Source organism: Povalibacter sp., assembly GCF_036520495.1.
In the GTDB taxonomy this organism is placed as follows: Bacteria; Pseudomonadota; Gammaproteobacteria; order Steroidobacterales; family Steroidobacteraceae; genus Steroidobacter.
Map to the genome: position 1 here is coordinate 62,273 of NZ_DATDJO010000036.1, position 24,444 is coordinate 86,716.

Genomic DNA, 24,444 nt, shown 5'->3' on the forward strand with positions numbered 1-24,444 from the left:
GGGAGTCGGACGCGGCTTCTCTGCAGATTCATCACATGAAGTGAACCCATGAACATCTCCCGCTTCTTCATCGACCGGCCGATCTTCGCGGCAGTGCTGTCGATCGTCATCTTCCTGGTCGGCGCCATTGCCATGGTGCAATTGCCGATCAGCCAGTACCCGGAAGTCGTACCGCCGTCGGTGGTGGTGCGCGCCCATTACCCCGGTGCGAATCCCAAGGTGATCGCCGAGACGGTCGCCGCGCCGCTGGAACAGGAAATCAACGGCGTCGAGAACATGCTTTACATGTCCTCGCAGGCGACCAGCGACGGCGTGATGACCCTGACCGTCACGTTCCGTCTCGGCACCGACGTCGATAACGCGCAGGTGCAGGTGCAGAACCGCGTGTCACAGGCGTTGCCGCGGCTGCCCGAAGACGTGCGCCGGCTCGGTGTCACCACGCTCAAGGCCTCGCCCGACCTGTTGATGGTCGTGCATCTGATTTCACCGGAGGGTCGCTACGACACGGCCTACCTGCGCAACTACGCGACGCTGCAGATTCGCGATGTGCTCGCGCGTCTGCCAGGCATGGGTGACGTGCGCCTGTTCGGCTCGGGCGATTACTCGATGCGCGTCTGGCTCGATCCGGACAAGATCGCGAGCCGCGGTCTGCTGCCCAGCGATGTCGTGAAGGCGATTCGCGAACAGAACGTGCAGGTTGCCGCCGGACAGATCGGTGCGCCGCCCAATGCCGGCACCAGCGATTACCAGCTCAATGTCACGACCACCGGCCGACTGATCACCGAACAGGAATTCGGCGACATCATCGTCAAGACGCTGCCGGACGGATCGGTGACGACGTTGAAGGACGTCGCCCGCATCGAACTCGGTGTCGGACAGTATTCGCTGCGCGCGCTGCTGAGCAATCAGCCGGCCGTAGCCATCCCGATCTCGCAGGCGCCGAATGCCAACGCACTGGAACTCTCCGATGCCGTGCGCAATACCATGGCGGAGTTGAGCCAGAACTTTCCGGAAGGAGTGAAATACGAAATCGTCTACGACCCGACGATCTTCGTGCGCGACTCGATCAAGGCCGTGATCGAGACGCTGGTCGAAGCGCTGGTGCTGGTCGTCATCGTGGTAATCGTGTTCCTGCAGACCTGGCGCGCCTCGATCATTCCGCTGCTGGCGGTGCCCGTGTCGATCATCGGCACGTTCGGGCTGATGCTGGCATTCGGCTTCTCCATCAATGCCCTGTCGCTGTTCGGACTGGTGCTGGCCATCGGCATCGTGGTCGACGATGCGATCGTCGTGGTCGAAAACGTCGAACGCAATATCGAAGCCGGACTCTCGCCGCGCGAAGCAACCTACAAGGCCATGCAGGAAGTCAGCGGCCCGATCATCGCGATCGCGCTGGTCCTGGTCGCGGTGTTCGCGCCGATTGCATTCATCACGGGTCTGACCGGCCAGTTCTACAAGCAGTTCGCGCTGACGATTGCGATCTCGACGGTGATCTCGGCCATCAATTCGTTGACGCTGAGCCCCGCCCTCGCTGCATTGCTGCTCAAGCCTCACGGCGCGGAGCCCGACGCCCTTACTCGCGGCATGAACCGTCTGCTCGGCGGCTTCTTCCGACGCTTCAACGCATTCTTCGACAAGTCGGCCAGGAGCTACGTCGGCGGCGTGCGCGGCGTGCTGGCCCACAAGTCGGTGGCCATGAGCGTCTTCGCCGGACTGCTCGTGCTGACCTGGGTGATGTTCCAGATCGTGCCCAAGGGCTTCATCCCGGTGCAGGACAAGCAGTACCTGGTCACGGTCGTCCAGCTGCCGAACGGCGCTTCGCTGGATCGCACGGAAGCCGTCGTGCGCCAGGTCGGCGAGATCGGACTGAAGACTCCCGGGGTGGCAAGTGCGGTGCAGTTCCCTGGCCTGTCGATCGCCGGCTTCACCAACACGCCGAACTCGGCCGTCGTGTTCTTCGGTCTTGCCGACTTCGATGAGCGTGAATCCAAGGAGCTTTATGGACTCAGCATCGCGAATACGCTGAATCGCGAACTGAGCTCGATCCGGGAAGCGCAGATCGCCGTGTTCCCGCCGCCGGCCGTGCAAGGCCTCGGCACGATCGGCGGCTTCAAACTGCAGCTCGAGGATCGTGCCGACATCGGCTATGACGAGCTCTATCGCGCAACCCAGGCCGTCATGACGCAGGCGCGACAGGCGCCCGAGCTCGCCGGTGTGTTCTCGACGTACGAGGTCAGCGTGCCGCAGATCCAGGCCGACGTGAACCGCGTCAAGGCCAAAGAACACGGCGTGGCGCTCAACGACGTCTTTGAAACGCTGCAGGCGTATCTCGGCTCGATCTACGTGAACGACTTCAATCGCTTCGGCCGCACCTACCAGGTGATCGCACAGGCCGATGCGCCGTTCCGTTCGAAGGCCGAGGACATCCTGCGACTGCAGACGCGCAACGATCGCGGCGAGATGCTGGCGCTGGGCTCGATCATCCGCGTCTCCGAGAGCTACGGACCGGATCGCGTGTTCCGCTACAACGGCTATCTGACTGCCGACATCAACGGCGGTCCGGCGCCCGGCTATTCCACCGGTCAGGCGAAAGCCGCGATGGAAAAAATCCTCACCGAGACGCTGCCCAATGGCGTGAAGTATGAGTGGACCGATCTCACGTATCAGGAAGTGATCGCAGGCAACAGCTCCGTGTTCATCTTCCCGCTGTGTGTACTGCTGGTCGTTCTGGTGCTCGCCGCGCTCTACGAGAGCTGGACCTTGCCGCTGGCGATCGTGCTGATCGTGCCAATGGCGCTGCTCTCCGCGATTGCGGGCGTCTGGCTCTCGGGCGGCGACAACAACATCTTTACCCAGATCGCGTTCTTCGTGCTGGTGGGCCTCGCCAGCAAGAACGCCATTCTGATCGTCGAGTTTGCCAAGGACCGCGAGCTGGCCGGCGTCGCGCCGGTCGCTGCGGCCCTGGAAGCGGCGCGCCTGCGATTACGTCCCATCCTCATGACGTCCATCGCGTTCATCATGGGCGTCGTGCCGCTGGTCCTGTCGTCGGGTGCAGGTGCGGAGATGCGTCATGCCATCGGCATCGCCGTGTTCTCCGGCATGCTCGGGGTGACCTTCTTCGGCCTGTTCCTGACACCAGTGTTCTATGTCCTGCTGCGCGCGGCGGCGAAAGAGAAAAAGCTCAAGTCGCATGGGCCGGTGGCAACTGTTGAAGGAGTCAATCATGCGTAAGCAAGAAGCCAACTGGCCGACTGGCAAACGGGTGCGCTGGCCCGATGCGCGCCGCGCGGCGAAGACATCCGTTGTGCTGATTACAGCGGCGATTCTCGCGGCCTGCGCCGTGGGGCCTGATTACCACGAGCCGAAGGTGACGACACCGGATCAGTTCGTCGGTGTCGAAGGCGTGCAGGCGAGTACCGTGGATCTGGAACGGGACTTCTGGAAGTCGTTCAACGATGAGAAGTTGAATGAACTGATCGAAGAGGCGCTGCGGGCGAATCACGATATTCGCATTGCCATCACGAATCTGCGCGAAGCGCGCGCGATTCACGGCGAGGCGCGGCTCGATCTCGCACCCACGGTCACTGCCGGTGGCGGTCATATCGAATCGCGCGCCAGCGAACGACAGACGTTTGCGGGGGCGGACCGCGATCAGGACTACTACCAGGCATCGTTCGATGCGTTCTGGGAGCTGGATTTTTTCGGTCGCGTCCGCCGCAACAATGAGGCGTCGGCAGCGCTCGTGCAGGCAGCCGAAGCCGGCGTCTACAACACACAAGTCAGTGTGACGGCGGAAACGGCGCGCAGCTACTTCGACCTGCGCGGCTCACAGCAGCGACTGGAAGTCGCACGTCGCAACGCCGACAACCAGGATGAGTCGCTACGCATCACGCAGGCGCGACTCGATGCCGGTCGCGGCACGCAGCTCGACGTGTCGCGTGCCCAGGCACAGTTGAGCGCGACGCTCGCGACGATTCCGGATTTCGAAGCGGCCGTCACGCGCTCGGTCCTGCGGCTGGGCGTGCTGACGGGTAACTCACCCGAGAGCCTGCTCACGACGCTGGACAAGTTCGCGCCGCTGCCTGCGCTGCCAGCGACCTACAGTATCGGCACACCGGAAAGTCTGCTGCGCCGTCGCCCCGACATTCGCATGGCGGAGCGTCAGCTCGCCTCGTCCACCGCCGCGATCGGCGTCGCCGTGGGCGATCTGTTCCCGCGCATTTCCTTCGTCGGTCGCTGGGGTTTCGACGCCGTGTCGTCCGGCGATCTGGGCAAGACCGCCAGCGAAACGTTCGCGTTCGGTCCAAGCATCCAGTGGGCCGCCTTCGATCTGGGCCGCGTCAATCAACGGATCAAACAGCGTGAGGCGTCTGCAGACGGCGCATTGGCTCGCTATCAGCAAACAGTACTGCGCGCGCTGGAAGAGACGGACGCGAGTCTCACGGACTATGCGAAGTCGCGGGTGAAGCAGCAGCATCTCGCATCGAGTGCAACAGCGTCTGCCGAAGCCGCGCATCTGGCACGCGCACGATTCGACAGCGGTGTGGCCGACTTCCTTACCGTGCTCGACGCGGAACGCACGATGCTCGACGCAGAAGACCGGCTGGCGCAGAGCGAAACGCAGACGGCAACCGCACTGCTGGCGATGTACAAGGCGCTCGGCGGCGGCTTCCGGCCACTGCCTCAAGGGGCGTCGCTCAGGTAAGGCGTACGGCCGATCAGGAGACAAGACTTCCACGGGGTACACGGGGAAACACGGGGTGGAAGAACTGCATTTTTGTAGCCTTCTCCTGCCCCGTGTACCCCGTGGAGATCTCGGCGTTCTCGTCGCCTGACGCCACCGCGACGCTTAAGTCAGTACCACTGCGCGAAAGCCGCACTAGCCCCGCAGGAACGGCAGCGTCGGCTGCGCGAAGTTCTTCAGGTTGGGCAGCACGGTCGACAGGCGCTGCGGACCGACGCCAAACCAGCCGGCGAGGGTCGCCGCGTACTGATCGACTGAAGTGGTCGGGACCCAGCGACCCAGCCTGTCCGCGTCACTGGGCCCTGCGACTCGCAGATCCGGGAAGCTGCCATAGCAGGTGCGCCCCTGCACCGCGCCGCCCAGGATGAAGTGATGTCCGCCCCACGCATGATCGGTGCCGTTGGTCGTATTCACATGCAGCGTTCGCGAGAACTCGGAATGCGTGAACGCCGTGACCTGCGAGCCGGCGCCCATGCGGTTCATTGCCTTGTTGAATGCCGCCAGCGCATCGCCGAGCTGGCGCAACAACGAGGCATGCGTGGTGAGTTGCGCCGCGTGCAGATCGAAGCCGCCGAGCGAACAGAAGAACACCTGGCGCTGCGTCCCGTGCGAATGCCGCTGTTCGATCAGCCGGGAGGTCGCTGTCAGTTGCTTGGCAATCCCCGTGGTCAGCCCCGTGAATGCCGCCTTCGTGATGGGCGCCGACGCGGACAACGCCGCGTTGATCGTGTCGCGCTTCTCGAGTGTGAAGCCACTGACATCCTGTGCGGAGGCGACGAGCTGCGATTCCTTGTCGATGTCGTGCAACTGCATCCATGCAGCGAGCCGCGCCTGCGAGGCCGGAGTATTGTCGACACCGTGCAGTTCCATCAGACCGGAACTCGGCACGACCATCGCTTCTGACCTGACGCCCACGCCGAAGCGACTGGCGCCGGCCACGGAGATGAGTCCTGGCATACCCCCTGCCACGCCGTCGATCTCATCCATCAGCCGGCCGCCCCACCCCGTCCCGGTCGCCTTGCCGGCAATCGATGCCTGCCATTGCCGCACCTGGTCGGCGTGCGAGAAGAGGCCGGGAATGCGCACGCTGCTGTCGCCGCCCGTACGGTATTCCGCGACGCTCAACGGCCGCTCCAGCGTACCGACATTGAACAACAGTGCCAGTTGCCCCTCGTCCCAGGCGGGGACGAGGCTGCTGAGCGAGGGATGCAGTCCGTACGGCGTCGAGCCATCGGGCAACGCGAGCTTCGCGAGCTTGTCTTTCGGGAGCGTCAACCCACCGCGCGCCTTGCCGTACTGCGAATAGGCAGTGCCATCCAATGGCACGACCGTGTTGTTCGAATCGTTGCCGCCGGCGAGAAAAATGCAGACCAGTGCTTTGTAGCCGCCGGTGTCGTCCGCCAGAGCACGCAATGCACCGAGTTGCGAGAACAGACACGCGCCGCCGATCGCACCTGCACCGCGCAAGAAATCCCGTCGTTTCATCAACGCTGCACCTGATATTGGGGAGAGACGGCCAGGAGGTAGGCGGCCATTCGCACATGCTCACGCGCATCGTTGCGATCCAGCGCCTCGGTCGCCCGCAGGACGATCTGTCGTGCCGGCATCGAGAGGCGACCCGCCATCAACCGAACATCGAGTTCGTCGAGCAGCTGCGGCAGGGTCGCAACCGCAGACAGTGAGGTCAGATCCACGGACGTCCCTGTGCTGCGAACCACCGTGGACTGCGGCTTGGCGCCGCCGGCATAGAACATCTGATAAACGAATTCGGCGCGCAGCAGCGCGCGGTTGCTATCGTAAATGCCGAACTCGGGCCCGAGCAGGTCGGTGCCGCGAACCACGTTCAATGGCGAGTAGTAGTTGAACACGGACGGCGCCGTAAAAATGTTCTGACCCATGCCGACCGCCTGCGCACGCAGGTAGACGCCATCGGACTGGCCGCCCAGGCCGCGCAGCAATCCCGTCATGAAGAACGCGGGCTCCTTGAGGCGGCCGAAATCATGATCGTCCTCGCGACTGCCACGCGCTTCCGGATCCAGCAGAATTGCCCGGACCACCGCACGCAGATCGCCGCGTACCCCATGGCCGTTGTCCTCGAACACGGCTGCGACGCGGCCAACGTAGGCGGGCGAAGGATTGCTCGTGACCAGATGCTGGATCAGTCGCTGACCGATGAACGGCGCGACATTGGGATGCTGGAAGATCACATCCAGCGCCGCGCGCAGATCCTGTTGTGCACTCTGGCCGGCGGGCAGCGTAACGCCCTTCAGCAAGGTCTTGCCCGTCAGATCGTGCTGCGCCTCGATGGCAACCAGCGGCTCGATGAAATTGGATGGGTTGGTCCAGCGCGACATCGCGCCGTCTGTCGGCGCGAACGTCCAGCCCGTGAACGCCCGCGCGAAGGCGTCGACCACATCCTGGTCGTAGGCCGGGAGCGGCGTGCCGCTCGCATCGATGCGCACGCTGCCGTCGGGATTCAGCAACTGCGTGCCGATGGAAAAGAGCTGCAGGCATTCGCGGGCGAAATTCTCGTTCGGTTGCCGCGACGCGCTGGACTTGGGATTGTTGACCATGTCCAGGAACGCACCCATGACGGGACTCAGAGTGACGGCCTCGAGCAGTTCGCGATAGTTGCCGAAGGCATGGTCGAGCAGCAGGTTCTGATAACCCGCCATGCCGGCTGCATGCGTCACTTCCGTGCCCGACACGACGAAGATCTGCGACAAGGCGAACGCCACCCGCTGACGCAGCTGGTCGCGGCCCGCCATGGCATTGGCGAAGAACTGCCGCTGCACTTCGAACAGTGAGTAGTGATCCCGATTGCAGAGGCTCTGTGGACTGTTCGGCACGCTGGCACTGTTCCGGCACTCCGTCGGCGCCGCGGAGCTCAGGTAGGTGAACCCGTTGTAGCCCGTGCGCTCGATCGCAAACTGCTGCTCGATAAACGCGTCGTAACCGATGGCCTGCACCTCGGCCAGATCGCCCTTGGTGGCGCCGAACGTGCTCTGATTGAGAAAGCGCAATGCATCGCGGCGCTGCGCCGTCGCATCCGTCGGCGGCTGCCAGACGTCCTCGGGCTGCGCAGGGCCGGGATCAGACTGTGGATCTGCGGGCGCCGGAGCCGACGGCGCAGCGGGCGCCCCCGGAGTCGGCGTGCCGCTGTTGCTCGGCGACGTCGAAGCCGACCCGCCACCGCCACAGGCGCTCGTGAACAGGACGACTGCGAGCACCAGCGCGCTCCGCCATGAATCCGCCAATCGATGATCGAGGATGCGAATCACGATGATGTTCTGGTCGAGCCGACGACTCGGGGAATGAGTCAGGGTGCGCACCGTACGCACTCGATCGCGTCGTCGCGCGAATGCACTTCACGTGAACCTGTCGGGCTTTCTCCTCACATCGGCTGCAAATGAACAATTGCGAATCGACTGGCGCCCTCATGCAGGGAGTGTCTTATCGCTGTTTGAGACTTCCCCACCGACCAATTCGCTGCTGTCATTCCTCGCTGATCAACCATGACATTTTCTGGCATCTAAACTTGCCGCGATCGATCCTCACGGCGGTATCCTGCGAATCTCACGCAGAACCGCCATGAGCACCGAGCATCTTTTCCATCCTGCCGTCGCCAGCTGGTTCGACCGGACTTTTTCCGGGCCGACACCGGCGCAGATCGATGCATGGCCGGCAATCCAGTCGGGAAAAAATGTACTCATTGCAGCACCGACCGGATCGGGCAAGACGCTCGCTGCATTTCTCGCCGTCATCGATGAACTGGTGCGCGAAGGCAGTCAGTGGGGACTGCCGGATGAAACACGCATCCTCTACGTGTCGCCCCTGAAGGCGCTGTCGAACGACATTCACAAGAATCTCGAGGCGCCGCTCGCCGGCATTCGCGAGCATCTGAAGGATCACACCATCCGCGATGTCCAGATCCGATCGTGGGTCCGCACCGGCGATACGCCGCAGCACGAGCGCGCGCAGGTTCGCAAGAAGCCGCCGCACATCGTCGTCACCACGCCCGAGTCTTTGTACATCCTGCTCGGTTCCGCCTCCGGCCGCGACATGCTGTCGACGGTCACTACGGTCATCGTCGACGAAATCCACGCCGTCGCGGGCAGCAAGCGCGGCAGTCATCTCTCGATTTCCCTGGAACGGCTGGAAGCGCTCACCAACCGGCGCGTGCGCCGTATCGGATTGTCGGCGACGCAGAAGCCCATCGAGGAGGTCGCGAAATTCCTGACGGGCCTGCCGTCAGCCGGCTCCGAGCCGCAATCCTGCGTCATCGTCGATAGCGGCCATGTGCGTCAGCGCGATCTCGCCATCGAGCTTCCCGATGCACCGCTCGAAGCCGTGATGTCGGGCGAGGTCTGGACGCAGATCTACGATCGCCTCGCGGCGCTCATTCGCGAACATCGCAGCACACTGGTCTTCGTGAATACCCGCCGGCTGGCGGAGCGGCTCGCGCGGCATCTCTCGGAACGACTCGGCGAAGAGAACGTCACTGCGCATCACGGCAGTCTCGCCAAGGAGCGACGACTGAATGCGGAGCAGCGCCTGAAGCGCGGCGAACTGCAGGCGCTGGTGGCGACGGCATCGCTGGAGCTCGGCATCGACATCGGCGATGTCGACCTCGTCTGTCAGTTGAGTTCGCCGCGGTCGATCAATGCTTTCCTGCAACGCGTCGGCCGTTCGGGTCACGCGGTCGGCGGTACGCCGAAGGGCCGCATTTTTCCGCTCTCACGCGATGACCTGGCCGAATGCACGGCGCTGCTCGATGCCGTGCGTCGCGGCGAGCTGGATCGTCTGAAGATTCCCGAGAACGCGATCGACGTTCTGGCGCAGCAGATCGTCGCTGAAACGGCGGCCCGCGAGTGCGGCGAGAACGAGCTGTTCGATCTCATGCGCCGCGCCTATCCCTATCGCAATCTCGAGCGCAGTGTCTTCGACCAGGTGCTGCACATGCTCGCGGAAGGTTTTACGACCCGTCGCGGACGCCACGGCGCACTGGTGTATCACGATGCCGTGAATCATCTGGTGCGCGGACGCAAAGGTGCGCGGCTCACGGCGATCACTTCGGGTGGCGCGATTCCGGACACGTCGGACTACCAGGTCATGCTGGAACCGGAAGGCTCCCTGGTAGGAACCGTGAATGAGGACTTTGCCGTCGAGAGTCTGCAAGGCGACATCTTCCAGCTCGGCAATCAGTCCTATCGCATCCTGCGGGTGGAACGCAGCGTCGTGCGCGTGGAGGATGCCCACGGCGAACCACCCTCGATTCCGTTCTGGCTGGGCGAAGCGCCCGGACGCACGGCGGAACTGTCGGTCGCCGTGTCGCGATTGCGTGAGGAAATCTCCGCGCGCCTGGACTCCAATGAGGTGACTGCAACCCAGTGGCTCGAGGACGAGCTTGGCCTGTCGGACTCCGCCGCTTCGCAACTCACTGCCTACCTGGCTTCCGCACGGGCTGCATTGGGCAACCTGCCCACGCAGGAGCTGATCATTTTCGAGCGCTTCTTCGATGAAGCGGGCGGCATGCAGCTCGTCATCCATTCGCCGTTCGGCAATCGCATCAACCGGGCCTGGGGGCTCGCGCTGCGCAAGCGTTTCTGCCGTAGCTTCAATTTCGAACTGCAGGCGGCGGCGACCGAAGACACGATCATCCTGTCGCTGACGACTGCGCATAGTTTCGAACTGAAGGATGTCGCGCGGTACCTGCACCCGAATACGGCGCGCGATCTGCTGATCCAGGCGCTGCTCGACGCACCGATGTTCACGACGCGCTGGCGCTGGGACGCGTCGATCGCGCTGGCGTTGCCGCGTTTTCGCGGCGGCAAGAAAGTGCCGCCAGCACTGGCGCGCATGAACGCAGAGGATCTGCTCGCCTCGGTGTTCCCCGATCAGGTCGCCTGCGGCGAGAACCTCGTCGGCGATATCGAAGTTCCGGATCATCCGTTGGTGCAGCAGACGGTGCGCGACTGCCTGGAAGATGCGATGGACATCGAGGGCTTCGAACGCCTGTTGCGCGGTCTGTACAGCGGCGACATCCGCGTCGACGCCAGGGATCTGACCGAGCCATCGCCGTTGGCGCTCGAAGTTCTGTCGGCGCGACCGTATGCCTATCTCGATGATGCGCCGCTGGAGGAACGTCGCACGCAGGCCGTGATGAGCCGGCGCTGGATGGATCCAGACTCAGCGGCAGACATCGGCAGGCTCGATCCGGACGCCATCGCGCGTGTTCGCGAGGAAGCGTGGCCTGACTCGGGATCCGCAGACGAACTGCACGACGCCTTGTTGTGGCTCACGTACCTGACGACCCAGGACGTCGAGAGCAACGCAGCGTGGCCGGCCCTGCTGCATGACCTGATCACGCAGCGGAGAGTCGTGAAACTGGATTCCTGCTTCGTCGCCGTCGAACGGCTGCCGTTGCTGGACGCGGCGCTCGGCCCGCTCGATGCGGATGCACGCGCAGCCATACCCGCGGCCTATGCGAAATCCTGGTCGAAGGAAGATGCCTTTGTCGAAATCGTGCGCGGACGCCTGGGCGGACTGGGCCCGACGACAGCGCAACAGATCGCCGCATCGCTGGGCAGCGAGACGAAAGACATTGACGCAGCTCTGCTGGCGCTCGAAGCGGAAGGCACTGCCATGCGCGGCCAGTTCGAAGCCGCTCCTTCTTTCGCCTCTGGCCAGTGGCTGACCGAGAGGGAATCCCACGGGACAGCAGCCAGTCCCCAGCAGCCCCATGATTCCGTCGTGCAATGGTGCGACCGCCGCCTGCTCGCGCGCATCCATCGCTATACCGTCAAGCGTCTGCGTGCCGAGATCGAGCCCGTGCAGGCGCGGGACTTCCTGCGATTCCTGTTCGATTGGCAACGCGTCACGCCCGCCGCCCGGATGCAGGGACCCGATGCGGTGCCGGCGATTCTCACGCAGCTCGAAGGGTTCGAAGCCGCAGCAAGTGCGTGGGAAACAGAAGTACTGCCGGCGCGCATCGCCGAATACGAACCCGCGTGGCTCGATGAACAGTGTCTCGCCGGCCGGATCGTCTGGGCACGGCTCGCGGCTCGCAGCGGCGATGCCGAACGCGGCGCCGCCCCGGTCCGATCGACACCCATCGCCTTGCTGGCACGACGCAACGTGCGCGTGTGGTCCGGTTTCACGACCCCGACGGAGGGCGCGCAGCTCACCTCGAAGGCCAGGCAGGTCGCTGAGTTCATACAGATGCACGGTGCTTCCTTCTTCGATGAAATCGTCGAAGGCGCCGGACTGCTGACGACGCAGGTCGAAGAAGCACTGGGTGAACTGGTGGCACTGGGCCTGGTGAATTCCGACAGCTTCGGCGGCCTGCGCGCACTGTTGATCCCTGCAGATCGCCGTCGGCCCAGTGCACGCGACGTACGACGCAAACGTCGCATCGCCATCTTCGGCATGCAGGATGCGGGACGATGGACGTTGGTGCGAAGAGCGGGCTATGGGCCGCTGGGCACTGTCCCGCGGGATTCCCTCCCGGTCAGGCGCTGGCCGGAGGAGAAAGCAAGCCACAATGCCCGTTCGGACGCCTCTTCTGGCCAGAGCCCGGAGCCCAGAGCCCAGCACCCCGTATCGGCGGAAGCCGACGCGATCGACCACGTCTGCCGCACCCTGCTACGCCGCTGGGGCGTCGTGTTCTGGAAACTGCTGCAGCGTGAGTCCGACTGGTTGCCGCCGTGGCGGCAGATCCTGCTGTGTCTGCGCCGGCTCGAAGCGCGCGGCGAGATTCGCGGTGGGCGTTTCATCGCTGGCTTTTCGGGCGAGCAGTTCGCATTGCCTGAAGCGATCAGCCTGCTGCGCGACGCACGACGCAAACCACAGAACAACGAACTGGTCTCCCTGTCGGGAGCAGACCCGCTCAATCTGATCGGCATCGTCACGCCCGGCGGCCGCCTGCCATCGCTCACCGGCAATCGACTGCTGTATCGCGACGGCCTGCCGATCGCGATCTTCGCGGGCGGCGAAGTGAAGTTCCTTGAGGAATTGGCACCGGCCGAACAATGGCAGGCACAGAACGCACTGCTGCGTCGTCAGGTACCGGCGCTGCTCGGCGACCTGGCATAGACCGGCATCAAGAGCAGGAACTCCACGGGGGACACGGGGTATCACGGGAAATCACATTCTGATCCAGGCCCGGTGATACCCCGTGTTCCCCGTGGAGTTCTTCAATCTTCATTCCCGCGCACCTGGACACTTCAGACCACTTCGCTCAGACCTTCCTTCGTGTCTTTTTCCACCGGTTCGTCCGGATCGTATTCGGGCTGCAGCGAATCGGGATCGATCGGCGCCTTGCCTCGCTCGCGGCGCAGATCACCGGCATCGCGCTTGCCGATCGTGCCGAGGCCGTTCATGCGCGTACTCACATTGCTCGGGTTGCCGGTGTAGAAAATCGCGCCCACGCCATTCATGGTGGCATCGAGCGATGCCGTCGGATGGACGAAGATGCTGCCGACGCCGGCAACGGTCACGTCCGCGTCGGTGGCAATGAGATCGCCAAGATCGGCGTGCCCGGCGCCGGCCATGGAAATCCGCAGTTCGTCGACGCGGCCGTCGGCCACCAGGTTGGTCGCGCCTTCCAGCTCGATGCGGGTGTCCCCGCCGTTGAAGCCGGTGATGCGCACGTCGTTGCCGCCCTGCACTTCGAGCTTCTCCAGCGACGGAATACCCACGCGGACAGTGAGACGCGGGCTCGTGCCCAACGTCACCCAATCCTTGCGCTGCACTTTGATGTGCAGCGTGTCGCCATGCACCTCAGTCCGCAATCGCTGCAGGAATGGATCCCGGCCTTCCACTTCCAGCGAGGCCGGCACGCCGACGGTGATCTGCAGTCGCGTCGCACCATCGATGTCGATCGAATCGAAGTCGCCGACCGGTCGCGTCTCTGTGCGTACCGGACCGGTGGCCAGCGGGCCCTCACTACAGGCGGCGAGCAATATCAATCCCGCGCCTGCCAGGGCTGCGCGGCCGAGGAGAGAAGCCATGGGAATATCCTGCTGCAGCTTACTTGCCCGGATCATGAGCGCCAGCGACGCGCCGCTGAAGCATTCACCGGCGAACGACCAGCGAATGCCGGCGGAGATCCGACCTCAGTGCCGGCGATAGGTGAGCGAGTACTTCAGCGGCGCCGGCAGCCGCGGACTCTCGATGGTCACATTGAGCGTCAGCGTTCCATCCGGCGACAGGCTGAACTGGTTGAGCCGCTGCCCGTCCTCGGCCTTGAACGTCTGTTGCAGCTGCGCGCCCTGCGCACGCGCGGCCACGTTGAATTCCTCGCCGTCGTCGCGTGTCCATTTCACTTCAGAGCCATCTGCCGGCATCACTACCGGCCTGCCTTTGTCGTAGCGCACTGTGATCTGCGATCCGTCATTCGTGATCTCGATGCGCTGATACAGCGGATTCGTCGCCAGCAGGCGACTCCTGGCGACGGCCCGCGTCAGGAAGTTCATTTTCGCGATGGCCGTATAGATGGCCTGAATGATGGCAGCCTTGCTCGTGTCGGTGCTGACGAACACGCCCTGGATCGCTTCGCCCTGGGCCAGCGCGGTGGTGGCGGACAGCGAGCAGATCACGATCAGAAAAGGCCGGATGAAACGTCGCATGCGATATACCCCCGCACGACAGCTCATTGGGACAGAGGTCGCAGATTACTGCAGCACCCCACCTTTCCCAGCAGGGAAACACGTAACATCCCACCCCCGCAGCCGCACAAGGCGACGGGCGATTCGCCTTATGTGTGATGCCGGCCTTCGACTGAATGCCGCCGTAGCCGTTATCGCTTTTGCCTGATATTTGTGACGCCGATCACATGACTGTGTGATGGTATTTTGAGAACGGCGCGTTTGCGTCGGGTACTTTAGTGTTGCCCACTGGCCGCCGTCGCCCAATGCCACAGTCACCTGCCCATCCCGTCGACGAACTTCATGCTGCCACCGGTGCGCATGCAGGACGCCCGCGCCGCAAGCAGATCGAGCGCTGGGCATCGCGGCTGTTCCCGACGCTGACGTTCGAGAAAAGCCTCGAAAGCCAGTTCCGGCGCTGGTACGCCGAGCACGTGCATGCGCGCATCCGCAATCTGACCTGGATCCCGATCGTTGCCCTGCTGCTGGCGATGTTTGCCGGCGGACCGTTCGGCGACCTGCGCACCGAGATCTTCGGCACCGATCACGAGCCGTTGCTCGATGTGGTGCGCTTCGGACTGGTCCTGCCGAGCAGTCTGCTGCTGCTGAGCGTCACCTACACCAGCCTCTACACGCACTGGTACACGCTGGCCGCACAGATCGTGCTGCCGTTGCAGGCGGTGACACTCGTCATCCTCAATGGGCTGATGGATCGGCAGGGCTATTCGCTGAGTTCGCTGATGCCCCTGCTCACGCTCACACCATTTTTCCTGCTCGGCATGTCGCAGGCACAGGCGCTGCGCACGGTGGCGGTCATCTTCGCGGTTTACGCCTTTGGCGGGTATCACACCGCGGGCCTCAGCAGCGGCCAGTGGTCCTTCGATCTGGCCGTGGAGGTGTTCACAGCAAGCATCGGTGCGGCACTGCACTTCTCCCTGCAGAAGTCGCTGCGACAGAGCTACCTGTCGACCCAGATCATGAGCGAGTCGCTCAATCGCGACGCGCTCACCGGGATTCACAACCGCCGGATGTTCGACGAACACGCCGCCCGCCTGTGGCAGCAGGCAGCGCGAACCGGCGCACCGGTGGCACTGCTCATGATCGATATCGATCACTTCAAGGCATTCAACGATTACGGCGGCCACCAGGCCGGCGATGCATGCCTCATCAAAGTGGCGTCGGCGCTGAATCGCGCGGCGCGGCGGCCGCTGGACCTGACAGCACGCTATGGCGGCGAAGAGTTCGCGGTGCTCCTGTACGACACCAATCGCGCCAGCGTCGAAGAACTGTGCCGCGAGCTGCATGCGGGCCTCGAGGCACTCGCCATTCAACATCCAGCCTTCACCGACGGTCAGCTCGTGACGTTCAGTATCGGCGCAGCCTGCGTCGAACCGCGGCCGGAACGGCGCGTCGAAGGCCTGATCCAGCTCGCTGACGAAGCGCTCTACGCCGCCAAGGAACGCGGCCGCAATCGCAGCGTGGTGATGGACCGCGAATACGAAACCCTGCGCACGGGCGTGTTCCGGGTGAAGCGTCGCCGGGAGACGGTCGCGGCGTAACTCAAGAACCGGAAGAAGATCCTCCACTGGAACACGGGGCAACACGGGGTCGAAAACAATTCTTGTTTTGCCCGGTGATTTCCCGTGATCCCCGTGGAGATCTCTTAGCTCTCGTCTCGCTGTGATCCGTGCGGTCCCTGTGTGAAACTGCTGGCGTCATTCTTCGCACGGATCAAACGCATGACTGCAGCCGCCAATCTGCCCTCGCTTTCTCCGCAATCCACCGACATCGTCACCCTGCAGGCCCACATCCTGCAGCAGCAATCCCGCCATCCCGAGGCCACCGGCCAGTTCTCGTGGATTCTCTCGGCACTCGCCATTTCCGCAAAAATGATTTCGGCGCATGTGCGTCGCGCGCGGCTCGACGATGTGCTCGGGGCGGTCGGCAGCCAGAACGTGCAGGGCGAGCAGCAGCAGAAGCTGGACGTGATCGCCAATGAAATCCTGCTGCGCACGCTGGGCGGACGCGAAGGCGTGGCGATCGTGGCCTCCGAAGAGAACGAAGAACCTGTGATCCTGCGCGAGGACGACTCTGCCGAGCGCAAATACTGCGTCATGTTCGATCCGCTCGATGGCTCCTCGAACCTCGACATCTGCGGTTCGGTCGGCACGATCTTCAGCATCCTGCGCAAGGACCGGCGCAAGACCGAGCCCAAGGATTCGTTGCTGCAGCCGGGCGCACAGCAGGTAGCCGCGGGCTACGTGCTCTACGGCTCCTCCACCGTCTTCGTGCTGACCATCGGCCTGGGCGTCGACATGTTCGTGCTCGATCCCGCCTACGGCGCCTTCATCCGCGTTGCGCAGGGCCTGAAAATACCGGCGACGAACAAGTGCTACTCAGTCAATGAAGGCAATCGCCTGAGCTTTCCTGCCGGATACCAGCAGTACCTGGCCTGGGCGCAGGAGCAGGGATATTCCAGCCGCTATGTCGGCGCGATGGTCGGGGACGTACATCGCATCCTGCTGCAGGGAGGCGTATTCATGTATCCGCCGACCAGCAAGGCGCCGAAAGGCAAGCTGCGGCTGATGTACGAAGCCAACCCGATGGCGATGCTGGTCGAGCAGGCCGGGGGCAAAGCATATTCGGGCCCGGGCCAGCGCATTCTCGATGTCCAGCCCACGGACATTCATCAGCGCGTGCCAGTCGTGCTGGGAAGCACCGAAGAAGTGGCGAGGGTGATGGAGAAGCTGGAAAGCAGCGGCTAACGGGCTAACGGGCGAACCGGCCAACTGGCTCACTGGCTCACTGGCCAGAGTAAGAGCCGCGACTATTACTGCGCGCTCTCTGACCAGTTGGCCAGTTAGCCAGTGAGCCAGTTGGCCGCTTCGCCAGTCAGCCGCTTCGCCAGTTAGCCTCCTCTCCGTTGTATCCTTCCGCCTGCACTCTCAACAACGGAACAACCGTGCTCACGGCCGACAAAGTCCTAGTCACGATCGGAACTCCCTGCTCGATGTCCGCGGTGGGCGGCACCGAGACTTACGCGGCACGGGTGCGTGGCCGGCCTGAATTCATTGCCTACGCCGCGTTCGACGCCGGATTGGTCGATATCGAGATCGCCGGCGCTGGCGAACCTGCCTTTCGCTGGGCACAAGGTGAACGCAAGGGCCAGGCCGCAACCATCCATGAGATCGAATCGCAATTTGGCGAACGCCTGCGCGCCAATCTCGGCATTCGCCACATCGAGGAGCTGACTGCGCTCGGATCGGCAGCCGTGACCGATATCGCCGCGAGCCTGCCTCACGATCTCGGCAGCGGTGGTCTGCGTCGTCAGGCGGGATTGAGTTATCGCGACATCCGCGAATCCGCGCTGAAGGACATGTACGGTCTGTTCGACGATGATCCCCGGCTCGGGCCGTCGCTGCAGTCGCAGCTCTTTCTCCATGGCGGACTCGGTGCGCTCGCGGCTCTGCCGGTGTCACTTGCCGAACTGCTGCCGGATCCATACGACTTCCGCATCGCCGCCGCCACCGCGTTCCAGGGTCTGGACTCATTGGGCGAGTTACGCGCCGCGAGCGCCGTGGACATTCAAACCGACAAACTGCGCGACCGATTCGCGATGCGTCTGGCGAACTCGCTCGCGTCGCACGGGCCGGCCCTGCTCGCGACGATGCTGGCGCCGTCGTATCCGCTCAGCAAGTCGCTGAAGAATCCTGCATTGCTAGATTCGCTGCGCGGTCCGGACGGTTTCACGCGCGTGCCACAGACGCCGCTCAATTCCGTCGGCGCCTGCGCATCGAGCGCCATTGCTTTTTGCGAAATCGCGCCACAACTGGTGCTCGACTATCCGGGCTTTCACCGCCCGAAAATCGCGCTGTGGACCGCTGCGGATGCAGCGACGCGTCCGCACTGGCAGATCCTCGATGCGTTCGGTCCGGGCGCCTTGATGACCCGCGGCAAACTGGACATATTGAACCAGGGCCGCGCCGCCGCCGCGCAACGCTCCGTCGCAGATTCCCTTGCGCCGTTCGACATCGACGCCAACGGCACGGTCGTCGGCGAAGGCGGTTCCGGTCTGTTGATCACCACGCTCGACTTCGCGCTGCGCAACTTCCTGGATATCACCTCGATCGTGGTCGGCTGGGGACAAAGCGGCGAGGCCGGCGGCAAGGCGCATTTCGCAGGCGTGGGCTTCGGCGGCGAGAACGCCACCGTGCATGCGCTCGAAATCGCATGGCGCGCACACGGTTACAGCGTGTCTGACTTCCAATACCTGGTCGCCCATGCCACCGGCACACGCACGAACTCGAAGACCGATCTCACGACCGCGGCGAACGCGCGGCGGGCGGCAGCCGATCGGCAGGGCTTCAAAGGTCCGCTACCCGGAATGATCGTCGGCACGCACAAGGCGGTGGGCGATGGTCACACGATGGGTGAAACGGGACTCAAGGGTGTGGCGCAGGCCATCCAGTACCTGCTCGGCAATGAGGCCGTCGGCGTACCGACACTGCGCAACCTCGACCCGGATCTCAGCGACATTGCGGAGGCCTTCACGCTTCACGCGGCGCCGGTCGCCGGGAATCGCGATGGCGGTGCGCTCTGCGCGACACAGGGATTCGGCGGATACAACGGCGCGCTGGCTCTGCGCGGCGCCAACGCCGATGCGTTCAGTCGCTATGCGCCAGACCGCAACCTGCTGGCCGCCTATCTGGAACGCTGGCCGGAGCTGCGGGCCGAGCGCGAGCAGCGCGAACGTTCGGCACGTCTGCGACGCGGCAGCACGCTGGAACTGGCGCTGCGGCATCGCTGGAAGGGAATGGAGTAAAAGCCGCGACGGCCTACTTTGTCGGCACGCGGCCTGCCTACCGCTGACGGCCTGCCTTCCTCTCAATCCTTCTTCCCCGTAAACGTGCCGTCGCCGAGATCACCCAGGACGACTTTGCCCTTCATCGTGTTGCCATCCATAGTCCCCGTGTAGGTCACGGTCATCGACTGGCCCTGCACATCGACGTTGTACTTCAGCGTCCCTTCATTGCCGCTGACCGTGCCTGTCACCTCGGCCTCGCCGAGCTGGCCTTTGCAGGGACCCGTGACCGCCGTGCCTTCCTGCTTCAGGCTGAAATGCGGCCTACCAGTGCCGGCCTGTGTCTCGATCGTCATCGTCCACTCGCCGGCCACGCTGGCCATCGGTCGCCATGGCCGTCGCAACCATCAGGGCGCAGGCAGCGGCAGCAACGACAAACCATCTGCGTACGGAATTCATGACGCTCCCTGGTTGAGTCCTGATCGTTGCAATCGCACGTTCGAAAGGACGGTCTCTGACTCATCATGCCGACCGTCTGTGCGGCTGCGAAGAGCGCCCACGAAACCTCACGATGCGGTTACGAACCTTTCCACTCTGCAGTTCGAGGAACTATGCAACAATCCCCGCGCTGCACCGCATTTATGCTGGAACGATGAAGCACGAACTGAGGCAATTTTCGCAACGCACTTTCTGGGTCGTCACGCTGATTGCAGCGACATTGCTCAGCGGCATCGTCGCCATTCCGCAGATGCTCTCGCAACGGGCGCGCCTGGAGGTGATGCGGTCGCATGTCGCCGAAGTGGCGCAGCTCGCGGCAAGCGTCGTTGATGGCGATCTGCATCGGCAGCTGCTGGATCCGGCGAACTACACGCCCGAGCTGTATGCGCGCACCGTCAGGCCGCTGGTGAAATTTCATTCCGCGGATCCCGACATCTTCTACGTCTATACGATGATGGAACGCGACGGCAAAACGTTCTTCGTCGTCGACACGGCCGCGTCCGACGCCCTTGTCACCCAGCGCAGCCTGCGCGCTTCAGCGTACATGGAGCCGTTCGAAACGCTCGATCAGGAACCGGATGCCGACTGGCTGCAACGTATCGCGGCCGGGCAAACCTACGTCTATCCGAAATTCCTGCGGGACCAGTACGGCAACTTTCTGTCGGGACATGCGCCCATCTTTGACAGCCAGGGTCGCTACAGCGGCTTCGTCGGCGTCGACTTCGATCTGCAGTACCACCTCGCGCGCGAAGCCCGCTTCCGGGCGATTCACATCGGCACGTTACTGACGGCCCTCGCCATCGCAGCGCTCATCGGTTATCTCGCTGCGCGCTACGACCAGCGCCTCACTCACCAGCTGGATGAACAGACCCAGATCTCGATGCGCGATGAACTCACGCAGCTGCTCAATCGTCGCGGCGCCATGATCTCCGTGCAGCGCGCGCTTGCTTCCAGCTCCTCCAGTTACGCCATCATCCTCGTCGATCTCGACGGACTGAAGAGCATCAACGACAACCACGGTCACGTGGCCGGCGACGACTTCCTCATGCGCGTCGCCAATGCGATCAAGGCCAGCGTGCGCGAGGCGGATGTGTGTGCGCGCCTCGGCGGGGACGAGTTCCTGGTATTCGCCGCGGGCTGCGATCTGGATGCCGCAACGGAAATCGCGCGGCGCGTGCTCGTGCGAGTGGGCAACGCCGAGAACGCCGCCGCTCCCGGCTTCTACGGCGTGTCGATCGGCATCTGCGTCGTCTCGCCGCCCGATGTCAGCTTCGAATCGATGTACCGCTGCGCCGACAAGGCGCTCTATCGAGCCAAGACGACGGGCCGCAATCGCTTCGTCATCTTCGATCCGCTCGACGACGTATCTGCTTGAGCGGAAGAAGAACGAAGACCTCCACGGGGATCACGGGGATAGAAGACACGAAGCCAAGGATTCCTCGGGCATTTTGAATCAGTTGAAATCTGAGGCGAGAGTTTTCTTCGTCTTACCCCGTGATCCTCCGTGGAGATCCTCTGCCTCAGACTCCCCAACGCTCGCGACACAGCGCAAGGAATCGGGCGCCGGCCTGCGACATCGGTTGGTGCTTCAGATAGTAGACGCCGACCTGGCGGTCGATGCCGGAGAACGGCAGACCTTCGATGGGCACGAGGTTGGCCGGAATGTTGGTCACGAGATCCGACACGTACGTGACGCCTTTGCCCTCCGCGACCAGTGCGAGTCGCAGGTCCATGTGACTGACTTCCCAGACCGACGCGAATGCGTTGCGCAGGCGATCGCCGCTGGGCCGACGAGCGATGTCATCGAGGAAGGACGTCACGAGCGGCAGCGTGCGCAGTGTCTCCTGCGGATCGCGTCGCAAGGCATCGCGGCTCGGATGATCGGCTGCAATCATCAGCTGGCGCGTTTCGGAGAAGCAGGCATTGATCGCGAAGTAGTCGGGCATGGAATGCTGCAATGGTCCGAAGCCGAGTTCCCAGCGTCCCTCGGAGACGCCATAGACGATCTCGCGACTCGGCGCGACCACGACCTTGAAACGTGTCAGCGGATTGCGTTCGGAAAAATCCTTAAGCAGGGCGACACCGAAGCGTGCATTCGCAGCCGGCGAGAGAGCCAGCGACAAGGTCGAACGTGCGCCCGACTTGATCTGCGCGATGTCAGCCAGCGTTTCGCGCTCCTCGTTCATCATCGTTTCGGCGAACCGCAGCAAGCGAATGCCTGCCTCGGTCAACTGGGGCGGATTGCCACGGCGCAGCAATACCGCGCCGAGCCGGTGTTCGAGGTTGGCGATCGCCTGGCTGACGGCGGATTGCGATAGGTCCAGGCGCTCCGCGGCGCGACTGAAGCCACCCGCTTCGACCACGGCATGAAAACAGCGGATTTCATTGCGCTCGATCTGCATGAGCCGATTGTCGCCCGGATCGGCATCGATGCAAGGGTCTGCGCGCCGGATTGGTTACGCAATGCCTGCGCAGGAATGAGGGGAATGCCGCCGCATGAATCGTGCACATACCTGCCGCTGATCGCCGCGCTTAATGACGGGATCAGCAGGCCTGATGGCATCTGCGCACCTGATAGCCGCATCGCGCCAGCCCTGTCGTCATGGCGCGGCGACGGCGCTACCTTGAGCCACGATCTATGGGTGGCGGAGCGTGTCATGACAGCAGCACAAGTGCACAAGGGCCTGGAAGGGGTCATCGTCGATACCACATCGACGTCGCTGGTCGACGGCGAGGCAGGGGCGCTGTACTACCGCGGCTACCCGATCGAAACCCTGGTGCAGTATCGCTTTGCCGAAGTCCTGCACCTGATCGTGTTCGGCGAACTGCCGGATGCGCGTCGACTCGGCGAGGTCGAAGAGTATCTATGGCAGGCCGGCCGTCTGCCGGCGGAAATCGCCGCGACGCTGCGCGCCCTGGCACGCAACGGCGCACATCCGATGGCGACTTTGCAGGCAATCGCGCCGCTGCTCGCCCTTGAACCGCCGCTGCAGCGCATTGGCCGTAGCGATGCAGAAGAGGAAGGACTGATCATCGCCGCTCGACTGCCAGCGGCCATCGCACAGATCCATTCTTCCCTGGAAGATCACGCGCCGCATGCGTATCCGGCTTCGCGCCGCTATGGGGAACGCTACCTGCAGCTGCTGACTGGCCACGCGCCGTCGGCCGATGCAATCGACGCATTCGAAACGCTGCAGATTCTGCAGCTCGATCACGGTTTCAATGCCAGCACCTTCACCGCACGCGTCGTCACCTCGACGCTCGCTCCGACCCCCTCCGCGCTGTCGGCAGCGATGGGCGCGCTGTACGGACCGCTGCATGGTGCCGCCGACCAGGGTGCGCTCGAGATGGCGCTCGAAGTCGGTGAGCCACAACATGCACGCGCCTTCGTTGCGAACTGTCTCGCCACCGGACGCAAGGTACTCGGCATGGGACACCGTGAGTATCGCGTCGTCGATCCGCGCGCGAAAATTCTCAAGGCCCTCGCCGAACGCAGCGCCGTCGAGTTTTCGCATCGTCGCCTGCTCAACACATTGAGCGCCGTCGAGACCGCTTTCGTCGAACAGACCAGCAGCAAGAAGCGTCCGCTGCGCGCCAACATGGAGTTCTACAAGGGCGTGCTGTGCCTGTCGCTTGGCATCGCGAAGGAATACTTCACCGCCACCTTCGCCGCGTCGCGCGCCTTCGGCTGGGTCGCGCACATCGTCGAACAGCGCCAGGACAACCGCATCATTCGCCCCTCGGCTCTCTACATCGGACCGGCGCCGCGGCAGCCGGAAGAAGACATTGGCCACGAAAAGGCGCAATCGCAAAGGTAGGAATCGAGGGGGAAGTCCGGACGCGCCAGAACGTACCAAGGGATCTGATCAAAGAAGAACTCCATTTTCGGACTTTGCGTCTTTTGCCCCGTGGGATTCCCTCCCGTCACGCGTTTTTGCGGCCATTCTCGACAACGCCGCCCTGGGACTCGTCCGTCAGCAACAGACGCTGTTCTATCGCCAGCGCCTCGTCGCTTCGCCGTTTGCGCAGCCGGGAAACTTCGTCGGCATCGCGCGGGCGTTCGGAGTGCCAGGAATCGATCTGGAGACCTGCGTCGCCCCGCACGGCACACTGGCGCGACTCCTGACTGTGCCTGGACCTCAGTTGATCCGCGTGCCGATTGCAGCGGAACATCGCGTCCTGCCCATGGTGGTTCCCGGCGCGGCGAATACGCAGGCGCTGGATCATTTCATGGCAGAGCGAGAGCGGCGTGGCGAGCCCTGACCTTCGGTCACGGCTTCTATGTGTACCGATTCCAATCAACCAGATCTTCCCTGTTGCAGGACCCCATGCAATCCATCGAATGGCCCGACTTCCTCAAAGTCGAACTGCGCATCGGCACCGTGCTCGAAGTGCTGGATTTTCCGGAAGCGCGCAAACCGGCGTGGCAACTGCGCGTGGATTTCGGTCCCGAGATCGGTATCAGGATGTCGAGCGCACAGATCACGGCGCTGTACTCGAAGGAAGCGCTGGTCGGCCGACAGGTGATCGCTGTGGTCAACTTCCCGCCCAAACAGATCGGTCCGTTCCGCTCGGAGGTTCTGGTGACAGGCTTTCACGATGAGCAGGGCCGCGTCGTACTCGCGATGCCGGAGCGGCCGGTTCCGAACGGCACGAAGCTGCTGTAGAGGGAACCTCTCGGTGATCCCTCACTCCCGTGACCAACGGGAATCCCACGGGGCGCAAACGGTCCTGGGTTACCTTGGTGAGAGTCC

At 63.5% G+C, this 24,444-nt stretch carries 16 protein-coding genes; 10 read left to right on the top strand and 6 right to left on the bottom strand.

Going from position 1 to position 24,444, the window contains the following annotated elements; genetic code table 11:
* Positions 1-48: 48 nt before the first annotated feature.
* Together VIZ63_RS13495 and VIZ63_RS13500 are read left to right on the top strand one after the other, a co-directional pair.
* Positions 49-3,231, top strand: coding sequence for a multidrug efflux RND transporter permease subunit (locus VIZ63_RS13495; protein WP_331610176.1), 3,183 nt, complete (start codon positions 49-51; stop codon positions 3,229-3,231).
* Positions 3,224-4,705: a TolC family protein gene (locus VIZ63_RS13500; RefSeq protein WP_331610177.1), complete on the top strand. Its 1,482-nt coding sequence runs from the start codon at positions 3,224-3,226 to the stop codon at positions 4,703-4,705. The genes VIZ63_RS13495 and VIZ63_RS13500 overlap by 8 nt, the downstream gene beginning before the upstream one ends.
* A gap of 174 nt (positions 4,706-4,879) precedes the next feature.
* On the opposite strand, the gene VIZ63_RS13505 is transcribed toward VIZ63_RS13500, so the two are convergent.
* A complete protein-coding gene (locus VIZ63_RS13505; RefSeq protein WP_331610178.1) occupies positions 4,880-6,229 on the bottom strand; it encodes a DUF1501 domain-containing protein in 1,350 nt (449 codons plus the stop codon).
* Positions 6,229-8,076 carry a DUF1800 domain-containing protein gene (locus VIZ63_RS13510; RefSeq protein WP_331610179.1) on the bottom strand — a complete coding sequence of 616 codons (1,848 nt, stop codon included), beginning with the start codon at positions 8,074-8,076 and terminating at the stop codon, positions 6,229-6,231. The genes VIZ63_RS13505 and VIZ63_RS13510 overlap by 1 nt, the downstream gene beginning before the upstream one ends.
* A 259-nt stretch (positions 8,077-8,335) precedes the next feature.
* Between VIZ63_RS13510 and VIZ63_RS13515 the strand changes: the two genes are divergently transcribed.
* A complete protein-coding gene (locus VIZ63_RS13515; RefSeq protein ID WP_331610180.1) occupies positions 8,336-12,838 on the top strand; it encodes a DEAD/DEAH box helicase in 4,503 nt (1,500 codons plus the stop codon).
* 131 nt (positions 12,839-12,969) lie between these two features.
* On the opposite strand, the gene VIZ63_RS13520 is transcribed toward VIZ63_RS13515, so the two are convergent.
* Together VIZ63_RS13520 and VIZ63_RS13525 are read right to left on the bottom strand one after the other, a co-directional pair.
* Entirely contained in the window at positions 12,970-13,755 is a 786-nt protein-coding gene (locus VIZ63_RS13520; protein WP_331610181.1) for a GIN domain-containing protein, read from the bottom strand.
* A 105-nt stretch (positions 13,756-13,860) separates the two neighbouring features.
* On the bottom strand, positions 13,861-14,373 hold the full coding sequence (locus VIZ63_RS13525) for a hypothetical protein (protein WP_331610182.1): 513 nt from the start codon (positions 14,371-14,373) through the stop codon (positions 13,861-13,863).
* Between the two features lie 284 nt (positions 14,374-14,657).
* On the opposite strand from VIZ63_RS13525, the gene VIZ63_RS13530 reads away from it, so the two are divergent.
* From VIZ63_RS13530 to VIZ63_RS13540, 3 genes are all read left to right on the top strand, one after another.
* Positions 14,658-15,950 carry a diguanylate cyclase gene (locus tag VIZ63_RS13530; protein ID WP_331610183.1) on the top strand — a complete coding sequence of 431 codons (1,293 nt, stop codon included), beginning with the start codon at positions 14,658-14,660 and terminating at the stop codon, positions 15,948-15,950.
* A 180-nt stretch (positions 15,951-16,130) separates the two neighbouring features.
* A complete protein-coding gene (fbp, locus tag VIZ63_RS13535; RefSeq protein WP_331610184.1) occupies positions 16,131-17,156 on the top strand; it encodes a class 1 fructose-bisphosphatase in 1,026 nt (341 codons plus the stop codon).
* Positions 17,157-17,401: 245 nt separating this feature from the next.
* The gene (locus VIZ63_RS13540; RefSeq protein ID WP_331610185.1) at positions 17,402-19,213 is read left to right on the top strand and encodes a hypothetical protein; all 1,812 of its coding nucleotides are present in this window, start codon (positions 17,402-17,404) and stop codon (positions 19,211-19,213) included.
* A gap of 62 nt (positions 19,214-19,275) precedes the next feature.
* On the opposite strand, the gene VIZ63_RS13545 is transcribed toward VIZ63_RS13540, so the two are convergent.
* Positions 19,276-19,548 carry a hypothetical protein gene (locus tag VIZ63_RS13545; RefSeq protein ID WP_331610186.1) on the bottom strand — a complete coding sequence of 91 codons (273 nt, stop codon included), beginning with the start codon at positions 19,546-19,548 and terminating at the stop codon, positions 19,276-19,278.
* Positions 19,549-19,844: 296 nt separating this feature from the next.
* Between VIZ63_RS13545 and VIZ63_RS13550 the strand changes: the two genes are divergently transcribed.
* On the top strand, positions 19,845-21,065 hold the full coding sequence (locus VIZ63_RS13550; protein WP_331610187.1) for a GGDEF domain-containing protein: 1,221 nt from the start codon (positions 19,845-19,847) through the stop codon (positions 21,063-21,065).
* Positions 21,066-21,210: 145 nt separating this feature from the next.
* Here VIZ63_RS13550 and VIZ63_RS13555 read toward each other — a convergent pair whose 3' ends face one another.
* Positions 21,211-22,092 (bottom strand): LysR family transcriptional regulator, encoded by an 882-nt coding sequence (locus tag VIZ63_RS13555; protein WP_331610188.1) that lies wholly within the window; start codon positions 22,090-22,092, stop codon positions 21,211-21,213.
* A 255-nt stretch (positions 22,093-22,347) separates the two neighbouring features.
* On the opposite strand from VIZ63_RS13555, the gene VIZ63_RS13560 reads away from it, so the two are divergent.
* The 3 genes from VIZ63_RS13560 to VIZ63_RS13570 all read left to right on the top strand — a co-directional run bounded on the left by VIZ63_RS13560 (position 22,348) and on the right by VIZ63_RS13570 (position 24,357).
* Entirely contained in the window at positions 22,348-23,508 is a 1,161-nt protein-coding gene (locus VIZ63_RS13560) for a citrate/2-methylcitrate synthase (RefSeq protein WP_331610189.1), read from the top strand.
* Entirely contained in the window at positions 23,477-23,953 is a 477-nt protein-coding gene (locus tag VIZ63_RS25650) for a thiamine pyrophosphate-dependent enzyme (RefSeq protein WP_414703798.1), read from the top strand. The genes VIZ63_RS13560 and VIZ63_RS25650 overlap by 32 nt, the downstream gene beginning before the upstream one ends.
* A gap of 65 nt (positions 23,954-24,018) precedes the next feature.
* On the top strand, positions 24,019-24,357 hold the full coding sequence (locus tag VIZ63_RS13570; protein WP_331610191.1) for a tRNA-binding protein: 339 nt from the start codon (positions 24,019-24,021) through the stop codon (positions 24,355-24,357).
* The last annotated feature ends 87 nt before the right edge of the window (positions 24,358-24,444 follow it).

Bases quoted from the DNA above. Each gene is read 5' to 3' on its own strand.
- VIZ63_RS13495 (WP_331610176.1), top strand. From the start codon at position 49: ATGAACATCTCCCGCTTCTTCATCGACCGGCCGATCTTCGCGGCAGTG.
- VIZ63_RS13500 (WP_331610177.1), top strand. From the start codon at position 3,224: ATGCGTAAGCAAGAAGCCAACTGGCCGACTGGCAAACGGGTGCGCTGG.
- VIZ63_RS13505 (WP_331610178.1), bottom strand. From the start codon at position 6,229: ATGAAACGACGGGATTTCTTGCGCGGTGCAGGTGCGATCGGCGGCGCG.
- VIZ63_RS13515 (WP_331610180.1), top strand. From the start codon at position 8,336: ATGAGCACCGAGCATCTTTTCCATCCTGCCGTCGCCAGCTGGTTCGAC.
- VIZ63_RS13520 (WP_331610181.1), bottom strand. From the start codon at position 13,755: ATGGCTTCTCTCCTCGGCCGCGCAGCCCTGGCAGGCGCGGGATTGATA.
- VIZ63_RS13525 (WP_331610182.1), bottom strand. From the start codon at position 14,373: ATGCGACGTTTCATCCGGCCTTTTCTGATCGTGATCTGCTCGCTGTCC.
- VIZ63_RS13530 (WP_331610183.1), top strand. From the start codon at position 14,658: ATGCCACAGTCACCTGCCCATCCCGTCGACGAACTTCATGCTGCCACC.
- fbp (WP_331610184.1), top strand. From the start codon at position 16,131: ATGACTGCAGCCGCCAATCTGCCCTCGCTTTCTCCGCAATCCACCGAC.
- VIZ63_RS13540 (WP_331610185.1), top strand. From the start codon at position 17,402: ATGTCCGCGGTGGGCGGCACCGAGACTTACGCGGCACGGGTGCGTGGC.
- VIZ63_RS13545 (WP_331610186.1), bottom strand. From the start codon at position 19,548: ATGACGATCGAGACACAGGCCGGCACTGGTAGGCCGCATTTCAGCCTG.
- VIZ63_RS13550 (WP_331610187.1), top strand. From the start codon at position 19,845: ATGAAGCACGAACTGAGGCAATTTTCGCAACGCACTTTCTGGGTCGTC.
- VIZ63_RS13555 (WP_331610188.1), bottom strand. From the start codon at position 22,092: ATGCAGATCGAGCGCAATGAAATCCGCTGTTTTCATGCCGTGGTCGAA.
- VIZ63_RS13560 (WP_331610189.1), top strand. From the start codon at position 22,348: ATGACAGCAGCACAAGTGCACAAGGGCCTGGAAGGGGTCATCGTCGAT.
- VIZ63_RS13570 (WP_331610191.1), top strand. From the start codon at position 24,019: ATGCAATCCATCGAATGGCCCGACTTCCTCAAAGTCGAACTGCGCATC.